Below are 25,401 nucleotides of genomic sequence, written 5' to 3'. Positions count from 1 at the left end.
ATTGCGCAATTTCAGTCAAATCCCCGTCACCCGAAAATGCTACAGTCGCTGCTCGTTCAACGGGAAGCGCGCATGCACTATCTGGCCAAGGCACTCTGGTATATCGAATCGCATTATGCGGAGAATATCTCGCTCGGCGATATCGCCCACGTGGGCGGCGCCTCGCCGTGTCACCTGACGCGCGCGTTTGGCCTGGCCACGGGCCACTCCGTGATGCGCTATGTGCGGGCGCGCCGGCTCAGCGAGGCGGCCCGCGCGCTGGCGCAGGGCGCGCAAGACATCCTCGCCGTCGCCCTGCAGGCCGGCTACAGTTCCCACGAGGCATTTACGCGGGCCTTCCGCGAGCAGTTCCAGCTCACGCCGGAAAAGGTGCGGGCCCAGCGCCACGTCGCCAACCTCGCGCTGGTGGACGCCATCAAACTGGATGTGGCGCCGGGCGTGGCCCTGGAAGCGCCCCGTTTCGAGCAGGGTCCCGCCTTGCTGCTGGCGGGCCTCGTCGAACGTTATCGCGCAGAAACGGTTGCCGGCATCCCCGCCCTGTGGCAGCGCTTCCTGCCCCATGCGGCGCCCGGTCAGGTGCTGTATGGCGTGTGCTGCAATAATGACGATACGGGCAATTTCGATTACCTGTGCGCGATGCCGGTGAGCGACTTTTCCCAGGCCCCCGAGGGCTGGATGCGGCTGCGCATCGCGCCGCGGCGCTATGCCGTGTTTCACCACCGCGGCCACATTTCCACCATCCGCGCCACCTGGCACACGGTGTGGAACGAATGGTTGCCCCAGTCGGGCCTGGAAGTGGCCGACGCGCCCGATTTTGAACGCTACGACCAGCAGTTCGACCCCGTCAGCGGTAGCGGCGGCGTGGAAATCTGGCTCCCCTTGAAAGCATGACCATGCTCAATACCTTGTCTGCGCCGATCCTGTTTGCGGGCGGCACCGCGCTGCGCCAGCGCCTGTTGCAAATCGCCGCGGCGCTGGCGGCGGGCCTGCCCCTGTACTGGGTGCTGGGGCCGCAGCCGCTGGGCGCGCTGGCCTGGTGCGCGCCGCTGCCCGTGCTGTGGCTGGCCCTGCGCTCGTCGCCCCGCGATGCGGCCTGGATGACGTTCCTGGCTGCCATGCTGGGCCTGTCATCGAACGTTGACTATTTCCGCCTGCTCATGCCCTTGCCGGCCGTGCTGGCCGCGATCGCCGTCAAGGCACTGCTATGGCTGCTGGTGGTGCTGGCCACGCGGCGCCTCGTGCTGCGCTACCGGGCAAGCTGGACGGTGCTGGTGTATCCCGTGCTGTGGGTGGCTATCGATACGCTGATGGCGGCCTTGCTGCCGGACGGCAACTGGGGCAGCCTCGCGTATTCGCAAGCGGATAACCTTGCCGTGCTGCAGCTGGCGGCCCTGGCGGGCGTGCCTGGCCTGCTGTTCATGTTGTGCCTGGCGCCATCCGCGCTGGCCCTGTTGCTGGCCGGTGGCCGTGTGTATGCGCCAGTGGCGGGCGTGACCGTGTTGCTGCTGGCGGCCGCGTTCGCCGGTGGCGCCTGGCGGGTGCACGGTACCCCGACTCCTTCCGGGCCGCTGGCGGGACTGGTGGCCATCGATGACTTTATCGGCCCGGCCACGCCGCCGGCGCGCGCGCAAGCCATCTGGGACCAGTACGCGCGCCACGTCGAAGCGCTGGCCGGACAGGGCGCCACGCTGGTGCTGCTGCCGGAAAAGATAGCCGTGCTGGAACCCGCGCAGGCGGACGCCGTGCGGCAGCGTTTCCAGGCGCTGGCGCGTAGCACGGGCGCGTGGATCACCTTGGGGCTAGGCGTGCAGGACGCTGCCGGCCGGCGCAACCTGGCCTGGCTGTTCGCGCCCGATGGCACCGCGCCCGTCAGCTATCAGAAACATCATCTGGCGCCGCCCGAGCGCGAGTTTCTTGCTGGCAGCGCGTACGCCGTGCAGCTGGTGGCGGGGCAGACCATGGGCCTGGCCATCTGCAAGGACATGCATTTCGCGCCCCTGGGGCAGGCGTATGGCGCGGCCGGGGCGCAGGCGATGCTGGTGCCGGCCTGGGATTTCCAGCTGGACGCCTGGATGGGCGCGCGCATGACCGTCATGCGCGGCGTGGAAAACGGCTATGCCGTGCTGCGCGCGGCGCGCGAGGGGATGCTGACGGTCAGCGACGCGTATGGACGCGTGCTGGCGGAGCGGGCCAGCAGTGCCATGCCGGGCAGCACCTTGCTGGCGCCGCTGCCGGCGCACCGGTCTGCCTCCCCTTCGGCTGGATGGCTGGGGCCGCTGTTCGGCTGGCTGTGCGTGGCGCTGGGCGTGATTTTGCTATGCATGGGCCGCCGCGCCGCGTCCGCGGCCTGACGCATCACGCCACGTTTTGCTGCAATGCGCAAAACCGTATCGCACGGCCTTCCTTTATATTCTCCGTACATAGCAACATAATCGCCGCCGATGATTGCACCATTGCCGTGCATATATTCGGCGCGATACCGGCATATATATTGCACTGCAATAAGTGGTGTTATCTGGTATTGAGAAATTCGGGCAGCTGGTATTAATTGGTACTTAATTCGGCCACGAAGTCATACATATCGCCGCGGAAGTAGGAGCGGCAAAATTCCACGGCGCGGCCATCGCGCAAAAAGCCCAGTCTTTCCACCGACAAGCCCGCGTCACCTTCCTCCGCCTGCAACAGGCTGGCCTGCTCCCCCGTCAACAACAAGGCGCTGAGGCGCTGCAAGGCGCGCACGGGCCGGTTGCCCGCCTGTTCCAGCGCGTCATACATGGAGATATCGACGGCGTCGAGGTCTGGCAGGCAACTGGCGACGATGGTCGCGTACTCCAGGCACATCGGCACCTCGTCCGCATAGCGGATGCGGTGGAAACGGTACACGGGCGCGCCCGGCGACAGCCGCAGGCGCAAGGCCTCTTCCGGCGTGACGGTGCCCTCTGCGCGCTTGAGCCACACGCTGCGCGGCGTGCGTCCGCGCGCCCGCATGTCCTCGGAAAACGAGGTCAGCTTGGCGAAATTTTTCTCGATGCGCGTATTGATGAAATTGCCCGAGCCGGGGCGCCGCACCAGCAAGCCCTCGTTGACGAGGCCATCGATGGCCTTGCGCACGGTGATGCGCGAGACGGACAGGTCGCTGGCCAGCTGTCGCTCGGCCGGCAAGGCTTCCTCGGGGCCGAGGATGCGCTTGTCGATCGCTTCGCGCAGCGCGCGCTGCAGTTGCTGGTACAGGGGCAGGCTACTCGTCTGCCCCAGGCCTTGCATGATGTGAGCCAGGGTTGTCATACGCTGAGGGTCTCCGTTACGGCGCGTTGCAGACGCGCTCTGTATCTGTTTTGTGTCGCTGGATAATACCAAAAAAGGCCGTTATAAAACCAATTTGAATTATCAGGCCAGCAATTTATGCCTGGCCTCGCAGGTATTTAGCCTGCTCATACGGGCTACAGATTGATTTGGATAAAGTGGTCTGTGTGATTCAAACAACGTTATAAAAAAAAAGTTGCAACTGGTAGTGTTCTGGTATTGGATAGTAGTATATTGGCGTTGAATTGGTTTTGTAAGTGGTTGTGCCGAAGGGTCTGCAGCATGCCGGCGAGAATGGGCGGGCTGGAAAGAAGACCTACATTAAAAATGAAAAGGTTCCAATCCTGGAGCCTAAATCAAGGGGGAGTACATGAAACGCAATTTGACACCTGCAACTGCCGTCGTGAAATCCGGATCGCGTAGCCGTACGCCGATCGCTGCGGCCGTTGCCGTGATGGTCGCCGGCCTGGCTTTTTCGGCACAGGCGCAGGAAGCAGCCGCCGATGACGTTGCTACCGTGACGGTGACCGGCGTGCGTGCCTCGCTGGAAAAGTCGCTGAAGCAAAAACGCAATGCGGATTCCGTGGTGGAAGTGATCACCGCCGAAGATATAGGCAAGATGCCAGACCGTAACGTGGCTGACGCGATCCAGCGCCTGCCAGGTGTGAATACCCAATCGTCGGCCGGTGGTGAAGGCGGCTTCGGTGAAAACGACCGCGTCAGCCTGCGCGGTACCAGCCCAAGCTTGCAGCAAACCCTGTTCAATGGCCATGCCATCAGCACAGGCGACTGGTTTGTCTTGAATCAATACGGCGGCAACGTCGGCCGCAGCAGCAGCTTCTCCTTGCTACCTTCCGAACTGGTGAGCTCGGTAGTGGTGAAAAAGAGCGCCACCGCTGATTTGGTGGAAGGCGGCGTGTCCGGTGCGATCGATGTGATTACGCGCCGTCCGCTGGAATTCAAGAACCAGCTCACGGCCGAAGGTTCGATCCAGGCTGTCTACAATGACCTGTCCAGCAAAACAGAACCTCAATTTTCCGGTTTGGTGAACTGGAAAAATGATACGAATACCTTGGGCATCATGGTGCAGGGTTTCTCGCAAAAGACGTCGGTACGCCGCGATGGCCAGGAAATCCTGGGCTACACCAGCATTACCGCGGATAGTGCGGCAGCCAAAGCTGATCCGTCCTTGGTCGGCGTGCGGGTGCCTACGTTTATTGGCGCGAGCTATTTCACCCAAAAGAAGACCCGCGAAGGCGGCGCGTTTGACGTCGAATTCAAGCCTAACAAAGACTTGACCCTGGACTTTAACGGCTTCTATTCCCAGTTGAAGGCGCCTAACCAGAATACCAACTTCCTGGCAGCGCCAGGCAATTCGGTCCGATCAGATCGATCGAACCTTGTTCCGACGAATTACACCGTCAAGAACGGTACCTTGGTCTCTGCTACGTTCGCCTCCAATGCTGGCGAAGTTGATAACGCATACCGTCCGGATGCCGGCGGCGAGACGTACTATCTCGATTTCAATTTTAAATATCGCGCGAGCAAAGATCTGACCTTTACCGGGAAACTGGGCAAGACCCACGGCGTGGGTTACGACCGCGACGATGTTTATTATCAAAACAATGTCAATGGCGGCATGGCGTACGCACTCAATGGCATGAGCCCGGCCTCCGTTTCTTATCCAGGTGGTAATATCAGCTCGCCACAGGGAACCGGCTGGATCGGCGGCGGCGAATCGCAATCGGTTGACAAAGAACTCTACACGCAGATCGATGGCGAATTGCGCCTGTCGAGCGGTATCTGGGATTCCATCAAGTTTGGCGCACGGCTCACCGATCATAAACGTAGCGCCGAGCACCCGTATGAAGCAGGCCCTGGCAAGCTAGGTTTTATCAATCCAGGACCGGTATGGAATGGCACCATGTTCCCAGGCAATTATGGTAATAATTTGGGTGGAAACCTGCCAAGCAATTACTTCCTTTACGATGGCCAGGCGCTGGCCAATTGGGGGGCAGTGCCAGGCAACCGCAATGTAGACCCCGCGGTGCGCCATAACTGGAAGGATGAGTTCAAACTGCAAGAAAAAACCCAGGCTGTGTATGGCATGGCCAATGTGGCCGGCGATAACTGGAGTGGTAACTTCGGCGTGCGTGCCGTGCATACCAAGCAAACGACGACGGTCAACTCCAGCGGCGGTCCGCTCTCCACGGCATTTGGTGCTTACTCGCAAAACACCTACGAGCGCAGCTACAATGACTTCCTGCCTAGCGCCAACATCAAGTTTGATGTCAACCGCGATATCGTCGTGCGGGCAGCTCTGGCCAAGACCATCGCGCGTCCTGACTATAGCGCATTGGGTGGCGCGGTTGCGCTGAATGACGATACCATCAGCGGTACCAAGGGGAATGTGAACCTCAACCCAGTGCGTTCGAACAACGCCGAAGTCAGTGCAGAGTGGTATTTCGCGCCGAAATCGGCGGTGTCGGCCGGTATTTTCTATATGGATTTGAACTCGATCGTGGCGCAACGCAACGTCAATGCGACCTATTTCAACACCAAGGTCGGCGCAAACAACCTATATCAAATTACCGAGTCTTTCAATACCAAGGGTAAGAACAAGGGTGTCGAGTTGAGTTATCAGCAACCGGTGCTGGGTGATTTCGGCATCCTGGCCAACTACACCTACGCCGACGGCAAGTTGAATGATGGCAGCGAACTGCTGAACGCGTCGAAAAATACCTATAACCTGACCGCTTTCTACGAAGCCCATGGTTTTAGCGCGCGCCTGGCCTACAACTATCGTTCGGCTTACAAGGCCGGCGTGGATCGTGGCGCCAGCCAGCACGTCGACGACAGCAGTTCTTTGGCTGGTTCGCTCAACTACAAGATCAATGAGAACTTCACGATCACGTTCGATGCGCTTAACCTGACCAATGAAACCATCAAGATGTACGCCGAAAACAAGGAACAGCCACGCGCGTTTTACAGCAACGGCCGCACCTTCTACCTGGGCTTGCGCGGCAAGCTGTAAGCAAGACGACCCGGCCTGGCGCACATGCACCAGGCTTGGTCTTCCTCGGTCTTTTCAAGGCAAGTCCCTGCATCAGGGCCTTGCCTTTTTTGCTGAGTGGGTGAGCTGTTTCCGTCATTGTTCCCCAGCAGCAGTACCGCCCGTCTGCCAGCAGCGGTCGGGTATCAATCTTTTTACATGGCATCATTATGACTATTGCACCTCAACGCTATCTTGCCCTCGACGTCCTGCGCGGCCTGACCGTGGCCCTGATGATCGTCGTCAATACGCCCGGCGACTGGGGCAGCGTGTATGCCCCGTTCCTGCATGCCGAATGGCATGGTTTTACCCTGACGGACCTGGTTTTCCCCAGCTTTTTGTTTGTCGTCGGCAATGCGCTGGCCTTTGCGCTGGGGAAATATGAGCACCTGGGCCATGGCGCCGTGCTGGCCAAGCTGTGCAAGCGCAGCGCGCTGATTTTTCTGCTGGGCTTCCTGCTGTACTGGTTTCCCTTCTTCAAGCTTGACGATGCGGGCCAGTTCGCCTGGTCGCCGCTGTCGCACACGCGCATCCCCGGCGTGCTGCAGCGCATCGCCGTGTGCTACCTGGCCGCCGCCCTGATCCTGCATTACTGGAAGACGCGCGGCGCGCTGGTGTTCAGTGCCTGCGCCTTGCTCGGCTACTGGGCCATCCTGGCGACCTGGGGCGATTACAGCCTGCACGGCAACGCGCCGGCCAAGCTGGACCTGATCCTGCTGGGCGACAGCCATTTGTACCACGGCGAAGGCATCGCCTTCGATCCGGAAGGCATCCTCGGCACCTTGCCGGCTATTGTCAATGTGATCGCCGGCTATCTGGCGGGCAGTTTCCTGCGCCAGGCGGCGCCGGCGCAATTGCGTTCGAGCCTGTATCAGCTGGCCGTGGCCGGCGCCATTTGCGTGGCGGTGGCCCTGTGCTGGAATGAAGTGTTTCCGATCAACAAGAAGCTGTGGACCAGCTCTTACGTGATGCTGGGCATCGGCCTGGACTTGCTGCTGCTGGCGCTGCTGATGTTCATCATTGACGTACGTCAAATGACGGGCTGGACCTACTTCTTTGAAGTCTTCGGCAAGAACACCCTGTTTATCTACCTGGTGTCGGAAGTACTGGTGATCATCGCGTTTACCGTGCGTATCGGCAGCGGCAACCTGTACCAGTGGCTGTACCAGCAGTGGTTTACGGGCTGGGCGCCGGCGCGCGTGGGGTCCATGCTGTTTGCCATCAGCTTCATGTTGCTGTGCTGGCTGATCGCCTACGGCATGGACAAGCGCAAGATCTACATCAAGGTTTGACACGCCACATCAAACTGCGCCGCGTGGACACGGCAGCGGGACGGATGGGTGAAAAAGGTCGAAAAAAAAGCAGCCCCGGCCTGAGCCGGGAACCGCTTTGCGTGTGCTGCCGGGAGCGGGAATTACTGCGCCGCTGCTGCCGGTGCTGCCGCTGCCGTGGCAGGACGGTTCAGCCACAGGATCCAGTAGCGGGCCAGGTCGCCCACGCCGTCGCCGCCCTTGACCGTTTCCAGGACCTTGATGGCGTCGTCTTTCTTGCCGGCCATGGCGTAGGAATAGCCGAGGCGCAGCTTGGCATCCTCAACGCGCTTCAGGCCGCCCTTGGCGATGCCTTTCTGGATCAGGTCGATACCTTTGTCGAACTGGTCCATCGTCACGAAGGCGTAACCGAGGTTGATCAAGCCCGTGCCATCCTTGCTCTTCATGGCCGAGGCTTCGCCGCTGGCGATGTTTTTCGCATCGTCGGCGGCAGCCTTGCTGGCCTGGTCGCGCAGTTTCTTGTGCTTGGCGGCATTTGCGCCCGTGCCCAGCACGCCTTTGGCAAAGCCGGCGTCGAGGACTTTTTTCGCTTCCGTCGGGAAGGCATTCTGCAAGGCGATTTCAGCCATGTCGCTGTAGTCCTGTGGCGGCATGGTGTCGACGGCCTTGAATTGCAGGCGCAGCACGTCCAGCGCGAAGCGGTCCGAATAGCCGGCCTTGCCTTGCAGGCGGCCCAGCAGGTCGCTCCAGTAGTCGTCCGACGGGTAATAGCGCACCAGGTTTTCCATGGCGATCAGGTAGGTGGCTGGATCCTTGCTTTTCGAACCCGTGTTGGCCAGCAATTGCAGCTCTTCGATGCTCGGCGTCTTGCCCGCTTGCTGCTTGGCCGTCACGTCGGCCATCAGTTCCTGCTTGGCGCGCGCGAAATCATTGCTGAAGTAATAGGAGCGGATGATGTAAGGACGCACGGTGGCCACGTCGCCCGTTGCCGTCTGGTAACGGGTGAACCATTTGATGGCGTTCGGGTAATCCTTGGCGTTGTAGTGGTAGTTCGCCAGTGCCTGGATGAAGTCGCCTTCCGATTTCTTGTCCAGCTTGCCCGATTCGATCACCGCTTCCAGCGCCGTCATGGCCATCGGCGCATTGTTGGTGGTCGAGGCCAGCGCCACGCGCAGGCGGTTCAGCACGAACGTTTCATACGGCGTCAGGGCCGGAATGGCGGCAGCCTGGTCGATGCGGCTTTGCACGTCGGCGTAGTTCTTGGCATCCATCGATGCCTTCACGGCGGTCGGATCGAGCAGCTTGAACACTTCAGGGCGCACCGAGTCGGCCGGAGCGGCAGCAGCGGCGGCTGGCTTGGCATCCTGCGCGTGCGACAGGGATGGCAGGACATTGAGGCCGATGGCGGCCAGGAGCAGGCTAAGACGGGCAAGACGGAATTGGGACATGGGTTATCCTTCAATCAATAACAAAAATACGCACCTGCACTGGCAGCCGCAACGTCGTGCATTGGCATTGCCAGAGGGGCAAGGAAGCTCGAAAAAACATCATTCTGCCAGTCTGCCTGCATAAGTCAAACAGAAGCGGCATGATACAGAGCGGCTATTGTCACATAAACGGCTGAGCGGGTGCGGCAAACGTGCGCGCCAGGGCTTGCCCTTTGGCATCGAACAGCAGGCAGCGCTGCGCCGGCAGATGCAGGCGCATGGCGTCGCCCGCCTGGCGCAAGCCTTCCTCGGCCGGCAGCTTGACGGACAGCATCTCGGCCACAGCTGGCATGCTGGCGTACACGATGGCCACGTCGCCCAGGTATTCGACATGGCTGACGGCCGCGTCGACGACGTTGTCGCCTGCATCGTTCGCGTGCCGCAGGCTGACATGCTCGGCGCGCACGCCCAGGGTCAGCTGGTCGCCCGGCGCCACGTTCTGCCCCTGCGCTTCGACGTCGATGACGGCGCCGCCGGGCAGGCGCACGGCCACCGAGCCGGGGCCGCTGGCGATGGCCTCGCAAGCGACGAAGTTCATCTTTGGCGCGCCGAGGAAGCCGGCCACGAACAAGTTGCCGGGATTGTTATACAACTCGTGCGGACTGCCTACCTGCTCGATGCGTCCGCCGTTGAAGACGACGATGCGCTCGCCCAGGGTCATCGCCTCGACCTGGTCGTGCGTGACGTAGATCATGGTGGTTTTCAGTTCCTGGTGCAGGCGCGAAATCTCCACGCGCATCTGTACGCGCAAGGAAGCATCGAGGTTCGACAACGGTTCGTCGAACAGGAACACCTTGGGTTTGCGCACGATGGCGCGGCCGATGGCCACGCGCTGGCGCTGGCCGCCTGACAGGTCCTTCGGCTTGCGCTTGAGCAAAGGCGTGATCTGCAGGATCTCGGCCGCGCGCTCGACGGCGGCGCGCACCTCGGCCTTCTTGTGCCCCGCCAGGCTCAGTGCGAAGGCCATGTTTTCGTACACCGTCATGTGCGGATACAGGGCGTAGCTCTGGAAGACCATGGCCAGGCCCCGCTCGGCCGGCGCGATATCGTTGGCCAGCTTGCCGCCGATATGCAGCTCGCCATCCGTGATGTCTTCCAGCCCGGCGATCATGCGCAGCAGGGTTGATTTTCCGCAACCGGATGGCCCCACGAAGACGACGAATTCGCCGTCGCGGATATCGAGGTCGATGCCGTGGATGACGGGGTGCTTGTCGTCATACAGCTTGACGATGTTCTTTAATGCGATATGTGCCATGGACTGTGCGATTCCTAGCTTGCGCTGGCCGGCGCGGACGTGGCGCCGGCGTCAGATTGGTCGGAGGTATCCTTGGGGCCGATGCGCATGAAGCGCGACAGGATCAGGACGGGCACGGCCGACACCAGCACCCACAGGAAAAAGGTCTTGTAGCCGAGCGCCGTCTGGATGTCGCCACTGATCATCTTGAACAGCACGAAGCCGAGCTGCATCACGCCGGTGGCGAACGCATAGTGGGCCGTCTGGTATTTGCCGACGGAAACCACTTGCATCATGAACAGGATGAGGCCGACGAAGCCGAAGCCGTAACCGAACATCTCCACGCTGAGCGCGGCCGTGATCAGGGTCAGGTCGGTCGGCATGCTGTGGCTCAGGTAATAGAACACCAGGTTTGGCAAGTTCATGGCCAGGATCAGAAAGAACATGGCGCGCTTCAGGCCCAGCCACGACGTGAAGTAGCCGCCGCCGATGCTGCCCAGCAGGAACGCGACGGTGCCGGCCGTGCCGTACACGGCGCCCACTTCCGTCGTCGACAGGCCCAGGCCGCCCAGTTCGCGCGCTTCGCGCAGGAACAGCGGGCCGATGGTCTGCACTTGCGCCTCGCCGGCGCGGAACAGGATGATGAAGGCGATCATGCCCCAGATGCCGGGTTTTTTCAGGAAATCGACCAGCACGTCCCACAGGGTGCGACTGATGCCAGCCACGCTCTTGTCGGCCACGGCCGCGTTGCGCACCTGCGGCAGGGCCCACAGGTGGTAGGCGGCCAGCGACAGCATCATGGCGCCGATGATCAGGAAGATCACCGACCAGGCAGGCTTGATGCCGATTTTTTTCTCCAGGTAGCCGGCCAGGATCACCAGGCCGCCCAGCGAGATGAATTTGCCCGCGTTGAAGAAGGCGCCTTGCCAGCCCGCGTAGGCCGCCTGCTGCTTGTCCGACAGGCTGGCAATATACAGGCCGTCGCACACGATGTCGTGCGTCGACGAGGCCAGCGCGGCGACGAACAGCACGGCGATGCAGGCGGCAAACCACAGCGGCGTTTGCAGGGCCAGCGCTATCAGACCCAGGCTCAGGCCACCGAGGAACTGGAATAGCACCACCATGGTCTTCTTGCTCGACGCCAGCTCCAGGAAGGGACTCCACAGCGACTTGAAGACCCAGGCAAAGCCGATCAGGCCCGTCCAGCGGGCGATCTGGTCGTTCGGCACGCCCATGCTCTTGAACATCAGGCCGGCCACCAGGGCCACGGCGTAGAACGGCAGGCCCTGGGCGAAGTACAAGGTGGGCACCCAGGAAATCGGACTGCGTGCTTTCTTGCTGATGCTGATGCGCTGGTCGTGCATGGAGGCTTCCTTATCGAGAGACGTTTTCATTTGACTGCGCCGTCCATGCCGCGCATGAAGAAGCGTTGGGTAAACAGGAAGGCGAGCAGGGTTGGCACGATGGTGATCAGGGTGCCGGCCGCGATCACGCGCGTGCTGCTGCCGAAGGTGCCGCGCAAGTACAGCACGCCCACCGACAGGGGGAATTCATCGGGTTTGCTCATGACGATGGAGGGCCAGATGTATTCATTCCACGATTCGACGGCCGTCAGGATGCCGACGGTGGCCAGCCACGGCGTAATCAGGGGCAGCATGATGCGGCTGAAGATGACCCACTCGGAGGCGCCATCGACCCTGGCTGCGTCGATCAGGTCTTGCGGCACTTCCTCGAACGCCTGTTTGAGCAGCAAAATGGCCACGGCCGTCACCACGTTGGGCAGGATCACGCCCGTGTAGGTGTCGACCAGGCTCATTTGCGTGATGGTGATGAAGTTGACGAGGAAGTTCACTTCCGATGGCAGCACCAGCGTGGCCAGGATCAGGCCGAACACGAGTTTGCGGCCGCGGAATTTCAGGCGCGCCAGCGGATACGCGGCCAGTGAGCACAGCAGCAGTTTCCAGAACACGGTAAACACGGCGATCAGCACGGAGTTCCTGAAGAACGACCAGATCGGGATCGCGTTGAACACTTCGATGAAGTTGTCGAAGGAGGGCGCCTTCGGCCAGAAGGTGGGCGGGAAGGCGAAGATATTGCCTTCCGTGGAAATGGCCGTCACCAGGGTCCACCAGAACGGGAAGACGCAGACGACGGCGATCGCGCACAGCACGGCATAGTGGCCCGCATATTGGCCAAACAGCTGCAAGCGGGTTTTCAGGGAGCGGGAGCGGTTTTTCATGGTCATGCCCCTGTCAGCGGTGCTTGGGTTTGAGGTAGCGCAGGCACAGCAGGGCGATGCCGATGCAAAATAGGGACACGACGAAGCTGGCGGCGAGCGCGCGCGGCAGTTTCAAGTGTTTGAGGCCCTGGTCATACGCGTAGTACAGCGCCGTGAAGGTGGAATTCATCGGCCCGCCCTGGGTCAGGACGTCGACTTCCTGGTACGCCTTCAGGGCCGCCAGCACGGACAGGATGGAGCACAGCATGATGGTCGGGCGCAGCATCGGCACGGTGATCTTCCAGAAGCGCTGCCAGCGGTTGGCGCCATCGAGCATGGCCGCTTCCTGCATGTCTGACGGGATAGCTTGCAGCGCCGCCAGATACATCACCATGTACCAGCCCAGGCCGCGCCACAGGGTGACGAACATGACGGCAAACAGGGCCAGGCTGTCGTTCGACAGCCAGCCCACGGGCGCATTCACCAGTTTTAAGGTCATCATCACGTAGTTCAGCGCGCCCTGTTCGTGGAACATGAAGCCCCACATGATGCCGACCACGGAAACGGTGGTCACCACCGGCACGTAGAAGGCGGCGCGGAACAGGCGGATGCCGGGCAGGCGGTTGTTCACCAGCACGGCCAGCGTGATGGCGCCCACCTGCACGAAGGGCACCATCAGCAAAAACATCAGCGAGTTTTTCAGGCCCGAGACGAACATCTCGTTGTTGAAGATGTAGCGGAAGTTATCGAGGCCGACGAAGCGCGTCTCGCGTATCAGGCTGTAGTCGGTAAACGCCAGCACGGAGCCGTAGCCGACGGGCCAGAAGGAAAAGGCGGCCAGCAGCAGCAGGGCGGGGGCGAGGAACAGCCAGGCTTGCACGGTATGGCGGTGGGCGGGTTTCATCATGTCCTCAGTGGCGCGGCAGGGTGGCCAGCTTGCGGTTCCAGATGGCGACGGCCTGGTCCAGCGCCTGTTTCACATCCTGCTTGCCCGTCACGCCCGCTTCGACGGCTTTCACCAGCGAGCGGCGCAATTCGTCGTAGTCGTCGATGCCGGCCACGTACAGGGTGCGCGAGTGGCCCATCGACAGGGCGCCGGCGGCCACCGCCTTTTCGGCCGCGCCCGCGTTCTTCGGCGTGGCGAGGAAGAACGTGTCGGCCGCCGCTTTCACCGTGGTGGGGAAGACGCTGGCCTGGCGCGCGAAGGCCAGCTGGTTTTCGTCGTTTGTCAGGAAGCGCGCGAACTTGCCCACCGATGGCAACTGGCGCGCCGGCACGCCTTTCGGAATGGCGAAGTGCACCAGCCAGCCGCCGTCGGCGATGCCGGTGGGGCCCAGCGGCGCGGGCGCCACATCGGTGATGGCGTAGATATCTTTCGCATCGCCACGGATGCGCTGCATGGCCGTGGGCGGCGCCAGCAACATGCCCAGGCGGCCGCCCTTGTAGGCGTCGATCACGGCCGGAAAATTGTCTTCGGCGAACAGGCTTTCCTTCAGCAGGCCGCCCACTTTATAGGTGTCGGCCAGCTTTTGCACCAGCGCCACGTGCTGCGGCGAATTGAAGACGGCGCGGTTGTCGGTGATCACGGCCAGGCCCTGCTGCATGAACAGGCCGTCGATTTTCGACAGGGCGGGGGCGATGCCGGCCTTGCCTGTGCGTTGCGCGATCTGGCGCGCAAACGCCAGCTGTTCATCGAGGCTGGCAGGGCCGCGCGTGAGTCCCGCCTGCTTGAAAATGGCGGTATTGAAGGCGATCACCGCGACATTGCTGTACATGGGAAAACCGTAGGTGCCGCCCTTGAAGCGCAAGTCTGCCAGGGCGCTGGGAATGTAGCTGGTGCGCGCCTCCGCGATCAGGCCATCGACTTGTGTGAGCAAGCCGTCGCGCGCAAATTCGTCGGCCCAGGGCACGTTCAGGCTGACCAGCGCGGGCGGCGTGCCGGCCACGATGCGCGTGACCAGCTTGGTCTGGATGACGTCCCACGGGAAGTCGATCCATTCGATCTTGACACCGGGATTCTGCGCCTCATAGCGCGCCACCACCGCATTGAAATACGGCGTGAACTTGGGCTTCATGCTGAAGGTCCAGAATTCGATTTTTTCGGCAGCCCATGCCTGCGGCGCGAGCATCCCCGCGCAGACAACAACCGCCAACAGTCTCTTGATCGTCATTTTTATCCTGGAGCGCGAGGCTCCAATGTCCATGAGTCCGCGGCGCGGGTACATGCCCTTGCCGTCGCTTATATTCGGGTGCTGCTGCCGGCAGCCACGCCCCGTGCCGGGGGCGGGACTGCCGGGTACTGCCTGTTAATTCGTCTTGGTGACCTTGCTCAGGTGACGCGGCGCATCCGGGTCCATGCCGCGCGCGGCAGACAGCTTGGCCGCCATCACGTAGAAGGACTGGATGGCGACGATCGGATCGAGGTCCGGCGTGGCCGCCACGGGCAGGGTCAGGTCGCGTTCGGCCACGTCGGCGGGGGCCGCCAGCAAGACCTTGGCGCCGCGGCCGCGCATCTCTGTGGCCAGTTGCAGCAGGCCGGCCTGGGTCGGGCCGCGCGTTGCAAAGATCAGCAGCGGGTAGCCGTCTTCGATCAGGGCCATCGGACCGTGCTTGATTTCGGCGCCGCTGAACGCTTCCGCCTGCAGGGCCGAGGTTTCCTTGAATTTCAGGGCCGCTTCCAGCGCCACGGGGAAGCTGATGCCGCGTCCCACGACCATGATGTTGCGGGCCGGAGCGAGCACGTCGATGGCGGGCGACCAGTCGACGCGGGTCGCTTCGAGCAGCGCTTCGGGCAGCGCTTCCAGGCCCGCCTGCAGCTCGGGGTCGTTCTGCCACTGGGCCACCATGCGCGCGCCGGCGACCAGGCTGGTGATGAAGCTCTTGGTGGCGGCGACGCTTTGTTCCTTGCCGGCGCGCAGGGGCATGGCCCACTCGGCGGCGTGCGCCAGCGGCGAATCGATGTCGTTGACGAGGGCCACGGTGGTGGCACCGCCGTCGCGGAAGTAGCGGATCGGCTCGACCACGTCCGGGCTCTGGCCCGATTGCGAGATCGAGATGGCCAAGGTGTCGCGCGTCACCAGCGGCGACTTGTTCAGCGTCACCAGCGACATCGGCAGGGACGCGACGACGCGGCCCAGGCGCGCCATGATCAGGTAAGCGACGTAGTTGCAGGCGTGGTCCGAGCTGCCGCGCGCGATGGTCAGCGCGGTCGAGAACGAGGTGCTCCTCAATTTGCGGCCCAGTTCCGTGTAGCGTTCCGTGTCGCTGGCCAGTTGCAGGGCGACGCATTCGGCGGCGGAAATGGCTTCTTTAAGCATCATTGAGGTCACAGATTTCTCCTTCTATATACACAGCTTTGAGTTTGAGATCGCGATCGAGTACCACCAGATCGGCGTAAGTACCGGGGGCCAGCCGGCCACGTTCTTCCAGGCCCAGGTAATCGGCGGCGTTGGTCGACACGCGCTTGGACGCATCGGCCAGGTCCAGTCCCAGTCCCACCAGGTTGCGCAGCGCCTGGTCCAGGGTCAGGGTGCTGCCCGCCAGGGTGCCGTCGGGCAGGCGCACGCCGCCCATGCATTTCTGCACGGCGTGGCGGCCCAGCATGTATTCGCCGTCCGGCATGCCGGTGGCGGCGGTGGAATCGGTGACGCAGTACAGGCGCGGGATGGCGCGCAGGGCCACCTTGATGGCGCCCGGATGCACGTGCAGCAGGTCGGGGATCAGTTCCGCGTATTCGGCGTGCGCCAGGGCGGCGCCGACCATGCCCGGCTCGCGGTGGTGCAGGCCGCTCATGGCGTTGAACAGATGCGTGAAACCCATGGCGCCGTGTTCCAGCGCGGCCACGCCGTCTTCATAGGAGCCGAGCGTGTGGCCGATCTGCACGCGCACGCCGGCATCGGCCAGTGCGCGCACCAGGTCCAGGTGGCCGGCGATTTCCGGCGCCACGGTGATGACGCGCAGCTTGGCCAGCGTTTGCAGGCGCTCGATCTCTGCCAGGTTGGCGGCGCGCGCATAGTTGGGCTGCGCACCGAGCTTGCCGGCATTGATGTATGGGCCTTCCAGGTGGGCGCCCAGCACGCGCGCCGTGTTCGGGCGGCGGTTGTTGGCGGCGATGCCGATGGCCGTCAGGGCCATGTCGATATCTTCCGGCGGCGCCGTCATGGTGGTGGCCAGCAGGCTGGTGGTGCCGTGGCGCGCATGGATGGCCGCGATGGTGTAGACGGCTTCACCGCCTTCCATGATGTCCTTGCCGGCGCCGCCATGCACGTGCAGGTCGATAAAGCCGGGCAAAATATAGTCGTCGCTGTTGTCCGACGGGTGGAGGGAATCGCCCGTGATGCTGTCGACCCGCTCGCCGAAGGCGATGGCGCCGTGGATCCAGCCGCCGGGGGTAAGGATATTGCCTTTGATAGTGCTGCTCATCTGCGCGACTCCGCTACGAATTCATAATAATCACTGCGGCAATACGAGTGGGTCAGTTCCACCGCTGCGCCGTTGTCGAGATAACTGACACGGGTGATGTGCAGCATGGCTTCACCCGTCTTGATATTGGCCAGCTTGGCCTGTTCCGCCGTCGCGTTGACGGCGCGGATATGCTGCAGCGCGCGCATCGGGATGGTGCCGCGCGACTCCAGGTAGCCGTACAGCGAATCGGTGACCTGCTGCGGGTCCGGCATGTACAGCGCGGGGATGGTGGTCGTTTCGATCGCCATCACCACTTCATCGGCCGTGCGCAGGCGGCGCAAACGCGCCACCGGCATGTGCGGCGACAGGCCCAGCGACAGCAATTCCAGCGGCGCGGCCGCGCCGATGTCGCGCTGCAGCCAGCGCGAGCCGGCCGTAAAGCCACGTTGGCGCAATTCTTCCGAAAAGCTCGTCAGGCGCGACAGCGGCTGTTCCAGCTTGGGCGTGATGTAGGTGCCCGAGCCGCGCTTGCGCGTCAGCATGCCCCGGTCGCACAGCATGTCGATGGCCTTGCGCGCCGTGACGCGCGAGATTTCCAGGATGTCCGACAGCACGCGCTCGGAAGGCAAGGCCTGGTTGGCGCGCCAGTCGCCGCTGGCGATGCCGTCCGACAGCATGTTCGCCAGCTGCATGTAGAGCGGCGTGTCGCTGGCCGGATTGGGTTTGAAGGCGGACAGTTTGGCCAGCATGGTCATTGCTCCTGCAAGTGCTTGCGTATCAGGCGCAGACCACCTGCGGCCGAGTCGCCCTGTGCCGGCACGACCAGTTTTAACAGTTCCTCCGGCAGGTAGCCCGACAAGGGCGCGGCCAGGCCGCCGCACAGGGCCACGGGCAAGGCGCCTGCCGGGTCGAGCGCCCTGGCGATGAGGGCGATCTGCTGGCCCGCAGCCGTCAGGATGCTGCGCGCCACGCCATTGCTGGCCGCGTGTTCGAGCACCAGGCGCGCCAGTTGCGCGAAATTGGTCTGGCTGGCGGCCGCCAGCCACACTTGCATGGCGTCGCGCTGGCCGCCGCAGGCGTCGATGATGGCCGTGGCGAAGGCGCTGCCGGGCACGCGTCCGTCAACCACTTGCTGCGCGTGGTTGATGGCATGCATGCCGATCCAGGCGCCGCCCGCTTCGTCACCGGAGGGGAAGCCCCAGCCGCCCACTTCATGGCGGCTGCCGTCCGCGTGCAGCACTTCGCCCACGCTGCCCGTGCCGATGGCCACGATGGCGCCCGGCTGGCCCGCATGCGCGCCCAGCAGGGTGGTCAGGGCGTCCGATTCGAGCGCCACCAAGGCATAGCCGGGATTGTGTTCGACGAAGCTGGCGGCCCACTGCTTGTTGTGCACGCCGGCCAGGCCCAGGCCGATGGCCATGCGCTGCAACGATGGCTGTTCCAGTCCGGCGGCGCGGAAGGCCAGGGTGACGGCGTGCGCCACGGAGGTCCAGGCCCGTTCGATGCCCAGTCCCAGGCCGGATGGGCCGCTTTGTCCCTGCGCCAGTTCCAAGCCATCGAGGCGCGCCAGGCGTACGCGGGTTCCGCTGCCCCCGCCGTCGACGCCGATTATGTATTCGATCATGTTGTGCAGTCCCGCGTTTGGTTGAGTGCGCCTGTCTCGGTTCTTTTATTTGTCGGGCGGCGAAAAAGCTGAAGGCACTATATTGTCGCCCAGATGGCTTGTCAACAGGTATTTAAGTGGTATTAATTAATGCGTTGTGCGATGCCGTGCCATGCCCGAGGGCGTGATTGCAAGTTGTTGTTAATAAAGGGATTTTTATGTTGGGCGAATGGTATTGAAATTGGCCTTGTTTAATGCCAATTTTTTCGGACTGGTCTGCGCCGCGCGCTGTGGTGTTGCTTGTGTGCATGCTTGGCAAGGGGCGCCATGAAGAGTAAAGTCCGCCTTTTACACCTGAGTTGGAAGAGCATGATGAACGACAAGGCAGCAAAGAGCGAGTACTGGGACGACTGGCAGCAAGAGGCGCTGGCCGCCGGCGTGTCGGCGCCGCTGGCTAAGCTGGGTATGGAAATGATGCGCACGCACCGCAAGAACCGCTGGCCGAAGGATTTCCTGGGCCGCGAAAGCGATGGTCCGGTCATGATCGAAATGTGCCTGGAAGACGAGGCCGAAACGGAATTGTTCTTTATCGAGAACCTGTATCCCTACGATACGGAGCTGATCGAAAAGACGCGCCGCCGCCTGTGCCTGCACTGAGTGTGCGCTGACGCGTGACTGGAACGGCCGCCCTGTGCGGCCGTTTTGCTTTTCGGGTGGCATTTTCATGGGGGAGTGTCATAATGGCCCAGGCATTTTCGCCCAGGTATGGAGTAGATAATGAGCAAGGCACAGGACAGCAAGAAGGAAGCCAAGAAGGAACCGGCCAAGACCATGAAGGAAAAGAAGGAAGCCAAGAAGGTCAAGAAAGAAGAGCGCAAGCGCTGATCATGCGCCTGCGTCGCTTACTGTCGCGCCCGTGGCGTGCGCCGGCCCTGCTGGCGGCGTTCGCCCTGCTGGCCCTGGGTACGCCCGTGTCCGGCGTGCTGGCGCAGCAAAAGCCGCCGCCGTCCACGTTCGGGCAAGTGGTGGGCAATGCCGTGCTGTGCATCGACCAGATCGACAACAAGGCCTTTTATGCCTATCTGCTGACGGCTTTCGGCCCCGCCTACAAGCATGAAGGGGGCGCCTACTGGTTCCGCACGGACGCCACCTTGTGGGGCGCGCCGATTACCGACGTCATCGTCAGCGACGACACCAGTCCCCTCGTCTTCATGGGCGTGGTGGCGGACTCGACACCGGAAAAGCTGGAGCCGGCCATCCGCGGCGTGTCGGGCCTGCGTTTCAATAAACTCGACAATTCCGCCTTTCCTGTCCGTGGTTCCGTGCCTGGCAGTAAAATCGTCTACTTTCGCAGCAAGGCGAAAGTGTATTGCGCCAAATACAAGCCGTTGCCGCCCGCCCGCACCCGATGAGGGGTTCGGCTTGCCGCCGCGCATTTTGATCGTTTCATCCGCAGGGTCTCCATGTACACGCATTATTTCCAGCTCAAGCAATCGCCGTTCTCGATCGCCCCCGATCCGCGCTACCTGTTCATGAGCGAACGCCACCGCGAAGCGCTGGCGCATTTGCTGTATGGCGTGGGCAGCGGCGGCGGCTTCGTGCTGCTGACGGGGGAAATCGGTGCCGGCAAGACCACCGTGTGCCGCTGCTTCATGGAGCAGATTCCGGAAAACTGCCAGCTTGCGTATATCTTCAATCCGAAACTGTCCGTCGAGGAATTGCTGCTGTCGATCTGCGAGGAATTCCGCATCGCCCTGGCGCCCGGCGTGGCCAGCGTGAAAGGCTATGTCGACGCCATCAATGTGCACCTGCTGGCCAGCCATGCGCAGGGCAAGAACAATGTGCTGATCATTGACGAAGCGCAAAACCTGTCCGCCGCCGTGCTCGAGCAGCTGCGTTTGCTGACCAACCTGGAGACGAGCGAGCGCAAGCTGCTGCAGATCATTCTCATCGGCCAGCCGGAATTGCGCGCCATGCTGGCGCGGCCCGAGCTGGAACAGTTGGCGCAGCGCGTCATCGCCCGCTATCACCTCGGTTCGCTGACGGCGGACGAGACGGCCAGCTACATCCGCCACCGCCTGGCCGTGGCGGGCAGCACGGCGCAGACACCGTTCGCGCCGCGTTTGATGGCGCACATCCATGCCTTGAGCAAGGGAGTGCCGCGCCGCATCAACCTGTTGTGCGACCGCGCGCTGCTGGGCGCCTACGTGGAAAACCAGCCGCAGGTGACGCGCCAGATACTGCGCCGCGCCGCCGAGGAAGTGTTTGCGGAAGAGGGCACGCCGGTTGCCGGACGGGGCCTGCGCTGGCCACACGTGGCCGGTGGCGTGCTGGCCGGCGCGCTGGTCACGGCCGCGCTGGCCTGGCATTTCATGCCGTCCCCGTCCGCCGTGCCTGCTGTACCTGTCTTGGCCGCCTCCGTGCCGGCCGCCTCCGCCGTGGTGGCTGCCGCCGCATCCGTGCCCGCACCGGTCAGCGTGCCGGACCGCAACGCCGTGCTGCGCCAGCTGGCCGCCCTGTGGGGCGAGCAGTTGCCGGCCGGCGACGCTTGCCAGGCGGGCGCCCGCGCCGGCCTGCGCTGCCTGCACAGCCGGGGCGGCATCGCCGAGCTGCGCGTGCTGGACCGTCCCGCCCTGCTGACCCTGCGCGACGGGGAGGGGCGGGAACAGCTGGCGCTGCTGACGCGCTTGCAGGACGAAATGGCCACCTTGATGCTGGACGGCAAGCAGCAAAGCCTGCCGCTGGCCCAGCTGGCGCAGCGCAGCGATGGCGGTTTCACGACCTTCTGGCGGGCCCCGCGCAGCTGGCGCGACGAGGTGCCGCTGGGCGCACGCGGCGCCGACGTGGACTGGCTGGCGCAGCGCCTGGCGCAACAGCGGGGCTTGCCTGCGCCGGCCGCCAATCTGCCGCTTGATGCCGAGATGCAAGGCCAGCTGCGGGCTTTCCAGCAAAGCCAGAACCTGCGGGCCGATGGCCTGGCGGGCCCGAAAACGTACATACGCCTGATGCAGCTGGGCGATAACACGGAGCCGCGCCTGAGCAGCGCAGCTCCTGCCGTGGCGGCGCCCGCTGCGACGGCGATGGTGGCGGGGAAATAAGATGTCCTACATACTTGAAGCACTGAAAAAATCGCAAGCCGAGCGCCAGCTGGGCGAGCTGCCGTCGATCCACGCACCGCAAGTGCAGCTGCATGATGCCGCCGCGTCCGGCGCGTCGCGGCGCGCCCCCGTCTGGCTGGCGCTGGGCGGCGTGACGGTAGTCGTGGCGGCCGCATTGCTGCTGTGGCAGCCTTGGCAGGCTGCGGCCACGGCACCTGCGGCGATTGCTGTCGTTCCAGCCGTGCTGGCCCAGGCTGTGCCCGCGCCGATGCCAGCAGCTGCACCACCGGCGGCCCCCGCACCTGCGCCGCTTCCTGTTGCGCAAGTCACGCCCGTGCCGCCGGCGGCCACCGCCGCGCCCGTGCACCATGCCAGGCCCGTGCCGGAACCGAAGCAGGAGTCGCCCGGTCAGGCCGCGCCGTCTGTCCCCGCTCCGGCTCCTGCCGTGCCCGTACCTGCGCCTGCAGCGGAAGAGAGCGTGCCCGGCATGCGCGACTTGCCCGAGCCGATACAGCGGCAAATCCCCGCGGTCGCCATCGGCGGCTATATCTATTCGAAGAATCCGGCCGACCGACTGCTGCTGATCGACAAGGTCTTGCGCCACGAAGGCGAGGAGCTGGCGCCCGGCCTGGTACTGGAAAAGTTGCAGCCGAAAGCGGCTATCTTCAGTTTCAAGGGCTACCGCTACCGCGTGCCGTATTGAGTTGTTGCGTATCAAGGTCATGCCGCCATAGCTGAACCATACTGGCGGGGCCTGGTCGAACCAGGGGCGCTGCGACCGTGTGCGCGGCCGGGGAGGTCCGATGATTGCTGCCGCTGCTGCTGGCGAGGGTGTGCTTGATGCGCATGGCTTGGGGAACCTGGCGCGCATCGACCATATCGTCGTGCTGATGATGGAAAACCGCTCGTTCGACCACATGCTTGGCTACCTGAGCCTGGAAGGCGGGCGCGCCGACATCGACGGCTTGCAGGCCAGCCATGCCAACGTGCATGCGGGCGTCAGTTACCCCGTGCACCATTTGCGGCGCACTGCCTTTGGCCCGCAGCAAGACCCGTCGCATACGGGCATGTCGGTGGCGCAGCAATTGCAAAACAATAACGGCGGCTTCATCGACGACTATGCGCAAACGCATCCGGGCGACCCCGACATCGACCTGGTGATGGGCTACTACAATGGGGCCGACTTGCCCATGTACGATTTCCTGGCGCGGGAGTTCTGTGTCTGCGACCGCTGCTACAGCTCCGTGCCGGGCGCCACCTGGCCCAACCGCCTGTATGCCATCAGCGGCAAGGCGGCCGGCAGCAAGGATAGCAAGCGCGTGCCCCTGTACGCGAACAAATCGTTCGTGCGCCACCTCGAGCGTGCCCAGGTGAGCTGGAAATTTTATTCCGCCTGGAAGCCCTGGAGCCTGGCGCTGACGGACGACCATTACCGTTCGTCGGAAATGTACGAACCGTTCGGCTCCAGCGCCCGCCGCTATGGCTTCATCGGCGATGCGCTGGCGGGCGCCTTGCCCTCCGTCAGCTGGATCGATCCGCATTTCTTTGACAATGACGACCACCCGCCGGCCGATATTCGCGCCGGCCAGGCGCTGGTGGCGCAGGTTTACCAGGCCCTGTCGCGCGGCCCGGCCTGGGCGCGCACCTTGCTCATCCTCAGCTATGACGAACACGGCGGCTTTTTCGACCATGTGCCGCCGCCCGCCGCCGTGGACGACGACCCCGCGTTTCGCCGCTACGGCGTGCGCGTGCCCATGCTGCTGGTGTCGCCGCTGATCGCACCGGGCAGCGTCAGCCACGAGGTGGTCGATCACACGTCGATCATCAAAACCATACTGCAGCGCTTTAGCCGCGCCGCCGATGGCGCCTTGCCCCAGATGGGCGCGCGCGTGGCGGCCGCCAGCGGCCTGGGCGCCGTGCTGACCCTGGCGCAAGCGCGCGCGGCGCCCGCCGTGCCCGCTGCTGTGCTGGCGCAGCGGGCCGCATGGGAGGCGGAGGTGCGGGCGCAGGATTTTTCCCCGCTGGCGTCCGCCTGCCCGCCCGATGGCGAGCTGGCCGCCGCTGCCGCCATCCCTTTCCAGTCCGATGCGGAGGCGGGCGCGATCGCCGCGCACCGGCAAGTGGCGCGCAGGGCCAGGAATGCGCAGGCGGTGAATAATAAAACGGCGAATAAAACCGCGGGAACGACAGCCCCGAAGTCCACAGGCCGGCGCCGGCGGCAGGTACCCGCCGGCGCGAAGAATGGTGGAAAACCCGGCGGCGCTTGACTTGGGCGATGAGCTGGGCAATGCAGGGCGCCTGTGCCGGATGGTCGCGCCCGTGGGGCTGCGTATAATCATTCCTTCTCAATCAAGGAGTGACCATGCACGATGCGATGCCCGCACACCCGGTACTCGGTGTGATCGGCCGTTCCGGTAGCGGCAAGACGACCCTGCTGGAATTTGTGGTGAAGGAACTGGCGGCGCGCGGCTTGCGCGTCAACCTGGTCAAGCACAGCCACCATGACCTGGCGCTGGAACCGCCGCAAAAAGACAGTGCCCGCCTGCGCCTGGCCGGGGCGGCGGAAGTGCTGGTGGCGTCGCCGTACCGTTTTGCCATCGTGCATGAGCTGCGCGGCGCGCCCGAGCCTAGCCTGGCGCAGCAATTGTCCCGCATGGGGCCGGCAGACCTGACCCTGGTCGAAGGTTTCAAGACGGACCCCATCCCCAAGCTGGAAGTGTTCCGCCCGGAAGTGGGGCAGGCACCCCTATATCCGCATGACCCGCATGTGATCGCCGTGGCGTCCGACAGCCCGCCGCCGGCCGATTTGCGCGAGGGCGTGCAATGGCTCGACTTGAATGCGCGCGAGCACGTGCTGGCCTGGCTGCTGCTGCAGTTGGAAAATAAGCTGGAAAAATAAGTTAAAGGTTTGCCGGCGGCATCCGTTAACAAGGGTAGAACCTCATTGGAGAAACGTATGGACGTCGGAAGCATTGCTCAACTGTCAACCACGATGGCGGAGACAGGCACGCGGCAAGCCGTCGGCTTGACTGTCCTGAAAAAAGCCCAGGATATCCAAAGCTCGACTGCCACGGCCTTGCTGGCGGCGTTGCCACCGGTACAGTCGGCACCCAGCCTGCCGGCTCACCTCGGCAACCGCATCAACACGACCGCCTGAGCGCAGTCCCGCGGCGCCAGCCTGGCGCTCGCACTACTTACGCCCACACCACCGTCATCGACGGTGGCAAGTGGGCGTTTTTGTCTGCCTTTTTGCTTCCTTTTCGCCTTCCTTCCCTCCTGTGCCAAGTTGATTAATTGACCATGGTTCGCCATGGCGCGGCCGATTCAGTAAAATGATGCCCATGACCTCGCGTTGCCCATGGCGCAGCATGGGGCGTGCCGTGACTTATCGATTACTTTGACCCAAGCAAGAGGAATCACCATGAACAAACGCCAAGCTCTCATCGCCGCCGCCCTCGCGGGCCTTTGCGCCGGCACTACCATCAACGCGGCCGCGCACGATGGTCCCGCCCCTGGCGACAAGGAAAAATGCTATGGCGTGGCCAAGGCAGGGCAGAACGATTGCGCTTCGTCCGATGGCGCGCATTCCTGCGCGGGCCAGGCGGAGGCGGACAACCTGCCGACCGAATGGACTTATGTTGCCAAGGGCACGTGCGAGCAGGCGGGCGGCTCCGTCAAGCCCATCAAGGCCGGCAAGGCTGCAAAACCGGCCACGCAGCCCTAAGCGTCCG

Annotated in this window: 23 protein-coding genes; 12 read left to right on the top strand and 11 right to left on the bottom strand. The window is 63.4% G+C overall.

Features of this window, described 5'->3' with window-relative positions; all coding sequences use genetic code 11:
* Window positions 1-72 precede the first annotated feature (72 nt).
* On the top strand, window positions 73-891 hold the full coding sequence (locus CSQ93_RS19475; protein WP_099379547.1) for an AraC family transcriptional regulator: 819 nt from the start codon (window positions 73-75) through the stop codon (window positions 889-891).
* On the top strand, window positions 888-2,351 hold the full coding sequence (locus CSQ93_RS19470; protein ID WP_099379452.1) for a nitrilase-related carbon-nitrogen hydrolase: 1,464 nt from the start codon (window positions 888-890) through the stop codon (window positions 2,349-2,351). Before CSQ93_RS19475 ends, CSQ93_RS19470 begins: the two co-directional genes overlap by 4 nt.
* 193 nt (window positions 2,352-2,544) lie before the next feature.
* Here CSQ93_RS19470 and CSQ93_RS19465 read toward each other — a convergent pair whose 3' ends face one another.
* Window positions 2,545-3,285, bottom strand: coding sequence for a GntR family transcriptional regulator (locus tag CSQ93_RS19465; protein ID WP_077400572.1), 741 nt, complete (start codon window positions 3,283-3,285; stop codon window positions 2,545-2,547).
* 388 nt (window positions 3,286-3,673) lie between these two features.
* Between CSQ93_RS19465 and CSQ93_RS19460 the strand changes: the two genes are divergently transcribed.
* Together CSQ93_RS19460 and CSQ93_RS19455 are read left to right on the top strand one after the other, a co-directional pair.
* Complete coding sequence (locus CSQ93_RS19460) at window positions 3,674-6,337, top strand: TonB-dependent receptor (RefSeq protein WP_099379451.1); 2,664 nt, start codon at window positions 3,674-3,676, stop codon at window positions 6,335-6,337.
* Between the two features lie 188 nt (window positions 6,338-6,525).
* Window positions 6,526-7,647, top strand: a complete 1,122-nt coding sequence (locus tag CSQ93_RS19455; RefSeq protein ID WP_099379450.1) for an acyltransferase family protein — start codon at window positions 6,526-6,528, stop codon at window positions 7,645-7,647.
* A gap of 122 nt (window positions 7,648-7,769) precedes the next feature.
* Here the strand turns inward: CSQ93_RS19455 and CSQ93_RS19450 are convergent, their stop codons facing one another.
* The 10 genes from CSQ93_RS19450 to CSQ93_RS19405 form a co-directional block, all read right to left on the bottom strand.
* Window positions 7,770-9,074: a hypothetical protein gene (locus CSQ93_RS19450; protein WP_099379449.1), complete on the bottom strand. Its 1,305-nt coding sequence runs from the start codon at window positions 9,072-9,074 to the stop codon at window positions 7,770-7,772.
* Window positions 9,075-9,234: 160 nt separating this feature from the next.
* Window positions 9,235-10,368 carry an ABC transporter ATP-binding protein gene (locus tag CSQ93_RS19445; RefSeq protein ID WP_099379448.1) on the bottom strand — a complete coding sequence of 378 codons (1,134 nt, stop codon included), beginning with the start codon at window positions 10,366-10,368 and terminating at the stop codon, window positions 9,235-9,237.
* A 14-nt stretch (window positions 10,369-10,382) separates the two neighbouring features.
* Window positions 10,383-11,711: an MFS transporter gene (locus CSQ93_RS19440; protein ID WP_099379447.1), complete on the bottom strand. Its 1,329-nt coding sequence runs from the start codon at window positions 11,709-11,711 to the stop codon at window positions 10,383-10,385.
* Between the two features lie 26 nt (window positions 11,712-11,737).
* A complete protein-coding gene (locus CSQ93_RS19435) occupies window positions 11,738-12,586 on the bottom strand; it encodes a carbohydrate ABC transporter permease (RefSeq protein ID WP_233516262.1) in 849 nt (282 codons plus the stop codon).
* Between the two features lie 13 nt (window positions 12,587-12,599).
* Window positions 12,600-13,472 carry a carbohydrate ABC transporter permease gene (locus CSQ93_RS19430; protein ID WP_233516261.1) on the bottom strand — a complete coding sequence of 291 codons (873 nt, stop codon included), beginning with the start codon at window positions 13,470-13,472 and terminating at the stop codon, window positions 12,600-12,602.
* A 4-nt stretch (window positions 13,473-13,476) separates the two neighbouring features.
* Window positions 13,477-14,736: an ABC transporter substrate-binding protein gene (locus CSQ93_RS19425; RefSeq protein ID WP_099379445.1), complete on the bottom strand. Its 1,260-nt coding sequence runs from the start codon at window positions 14,734-14,736 to the stop codon at window positions 13,477-13,479.
* Window positions 14,737-14,871: 135 nt separating this feature from the next.
* The gene (locus CSQ93_RS19420; protein ID WP_099379444.1) at window positions 14,872-15,885 is read right to left on the bottom strand and encodes an SIS domain-containing protein; all 1,014 of its coding nucleotides are present in this window, start codon (window positions 15,883-15,885) and stop codon (window positions 14,872-14,874) included.
* Window positions 15,875-16,987 (bottom strand): N-acetylglucosamine-6-phosphate deacetylase, encoded by a 1,113-nt coding sequence (nagA, locus tag CSQ93_RS19415; RefSeq protein WP_099379443.1) that lies wholly within the window; start codon window positions 16,985-16,987, stop codon window positions 15,875-15,877. The genes CSQ93_RS19420 and nagA overlap by 11 nt, the downstream gene beginning before the upstream one ends.
* Window positions 16,984-17,718, bottom strand: a complete 735-nt coding sequence (locus CSQ93_RS19410) for a GntR family transcriptional regulator (RefSeq protein WP_070282815.1) — start codon at window positions 17,716-17,718, stop codon at window positions 16,984-16,986. The genes nagA and CSQ93_RS19410 overlap by 4 nt, the downstream gene beginning before the upstream one ends.
* Before the next feature lie 2 nt (window positions 17,719-17,720).
* Window positions 17,721-18,593, bottom strand: coding sequence for a BadF/BadG/BcrA/BcrD ATPase family protein (locus CSQ93_RS19405; protein ID WP_099379442.1), 873 nt, complete (start codon window positions 18,591-18,593; stop codon window positions 17,721-17,723).
* A 348-nt stretch (window positions 18,594-18,941) separates the two neighbouring features.
* Between CSQ93_RS19405 and CSQ93_RS19400 the strand changes: the two genes are divergently transcribed.
* The 8 genes from CSQ93_RS19400 (at window position 18,942) to CSQ93_RS19365 (ending at window position 25,394) form a co-directional block, all read left to right on the top strand.
* Window positions 18,942-19,229, top strand: coding sequence for a hypothetical protein (locus CSQ93_RS19400; protein ID WP_099379441.1), 288 nt, complete (start codon window positions 18,942-18,944; stop codon window positions 19,227-19,229).
* Between the two features lie 230 nt (window positions 19,230-19,459).
* Window positions 19,460-19,984: a hypothetical protein gene (locus CSQ93_RS19395; protein WP_099379440.1), complete on the top strand. Its 525-nt coding sequence runs from the start codon at window positions 19,460-19,462 to the stop codon at window positions 19,982-19,984.
* A 51-nt stretch (window positions 19,985-20,035) separates the two neighbouring features.
* A complete protein-coding gene (locus CSQ93_RS19390; protein WP_099379439.1) occupies window positions 20,036-21,670 on the top strand; it encodes an AAA family ATPase in 1,635 nt (544 codons plus the stop codon).
* Window position 21,671: 1 nt separating this feature from the next.
* Window positions 21,672-22,373, top strand: coding sequence for a general secretion pathway protein GspB (locus CSQ93_RS19385; RefSeq protein ID WP_099379438.1), 702 nt, complete (start codon window positions 21,672-21,674; stop codon window positions 22,371-22,373).
* Window positions 22,374-22,473: 100 nt separating this feature from the next.
* Window positions 22,474-23,937, top strand: coding sequence for an alkaline phosphatase family protein (locus CSQ93_RS19380; RefSeq protein ID WP_099379437.1), 1,464 nt, complete (start codon window positions 22,474-22,476; stop codon window positions 23,935-23,937).
* A 95-nt stretch (window positions 23,938-24,032) separates the two neighbouring features.
* On the top strand, window positions 24,033-24,569 hold the full coding sequence (mobB, locus tag CSQ93_RS19375) for a molybdopterin-guanine dinucleotide biosynthesis protein B (RefSeq protein ID WP_099379436.1): 537 nt from the start codon (window positions 24,033-24,035) through the stop codon (window positions 24,567-24,569).
* Window positions 24,570-24,626: 57 nt separating this feature from the next.
* Entirely contained in the window at window positions 24,627-24,827 is a 201-nt protein-coding gene (locus CSQ93_RS19370) for a YjfB family protein (RefSeq protein WP_034781856.1), read from the top strand.
* A gap of 264 nt (window positions 24,828-25,091) precedes the next feature.
* Window positions 25,092-25,394, top strand: a complete 303-nt coding sequence (locus CSQ93_RS19365) for a BufA1 family periplasmic bufferin-type metallophore (protein WP_099379435.1) — start codon at window positions 25,092-25,094, stop codon at window positions 25,392-25,394.
* The last annotated feature ends 7 nt before the right edge of the window (window positions 25,395-25,401 follow it).

The organism is Janthinobacterium sp. BJB426 (assembly GCF_002735705.1).
In the GTDB taxonomy this organism is placed as follows: Bacteria; Pseudomonadota; Gammaproteobacteria; order Burkholderiales; family Burkholderiaceae_D; genus Janthinobacterium.
Note: the sequence above shows the minus strand (reverse complement) of the source record. Positions and strands in the feature narration are given on the sequence as shown.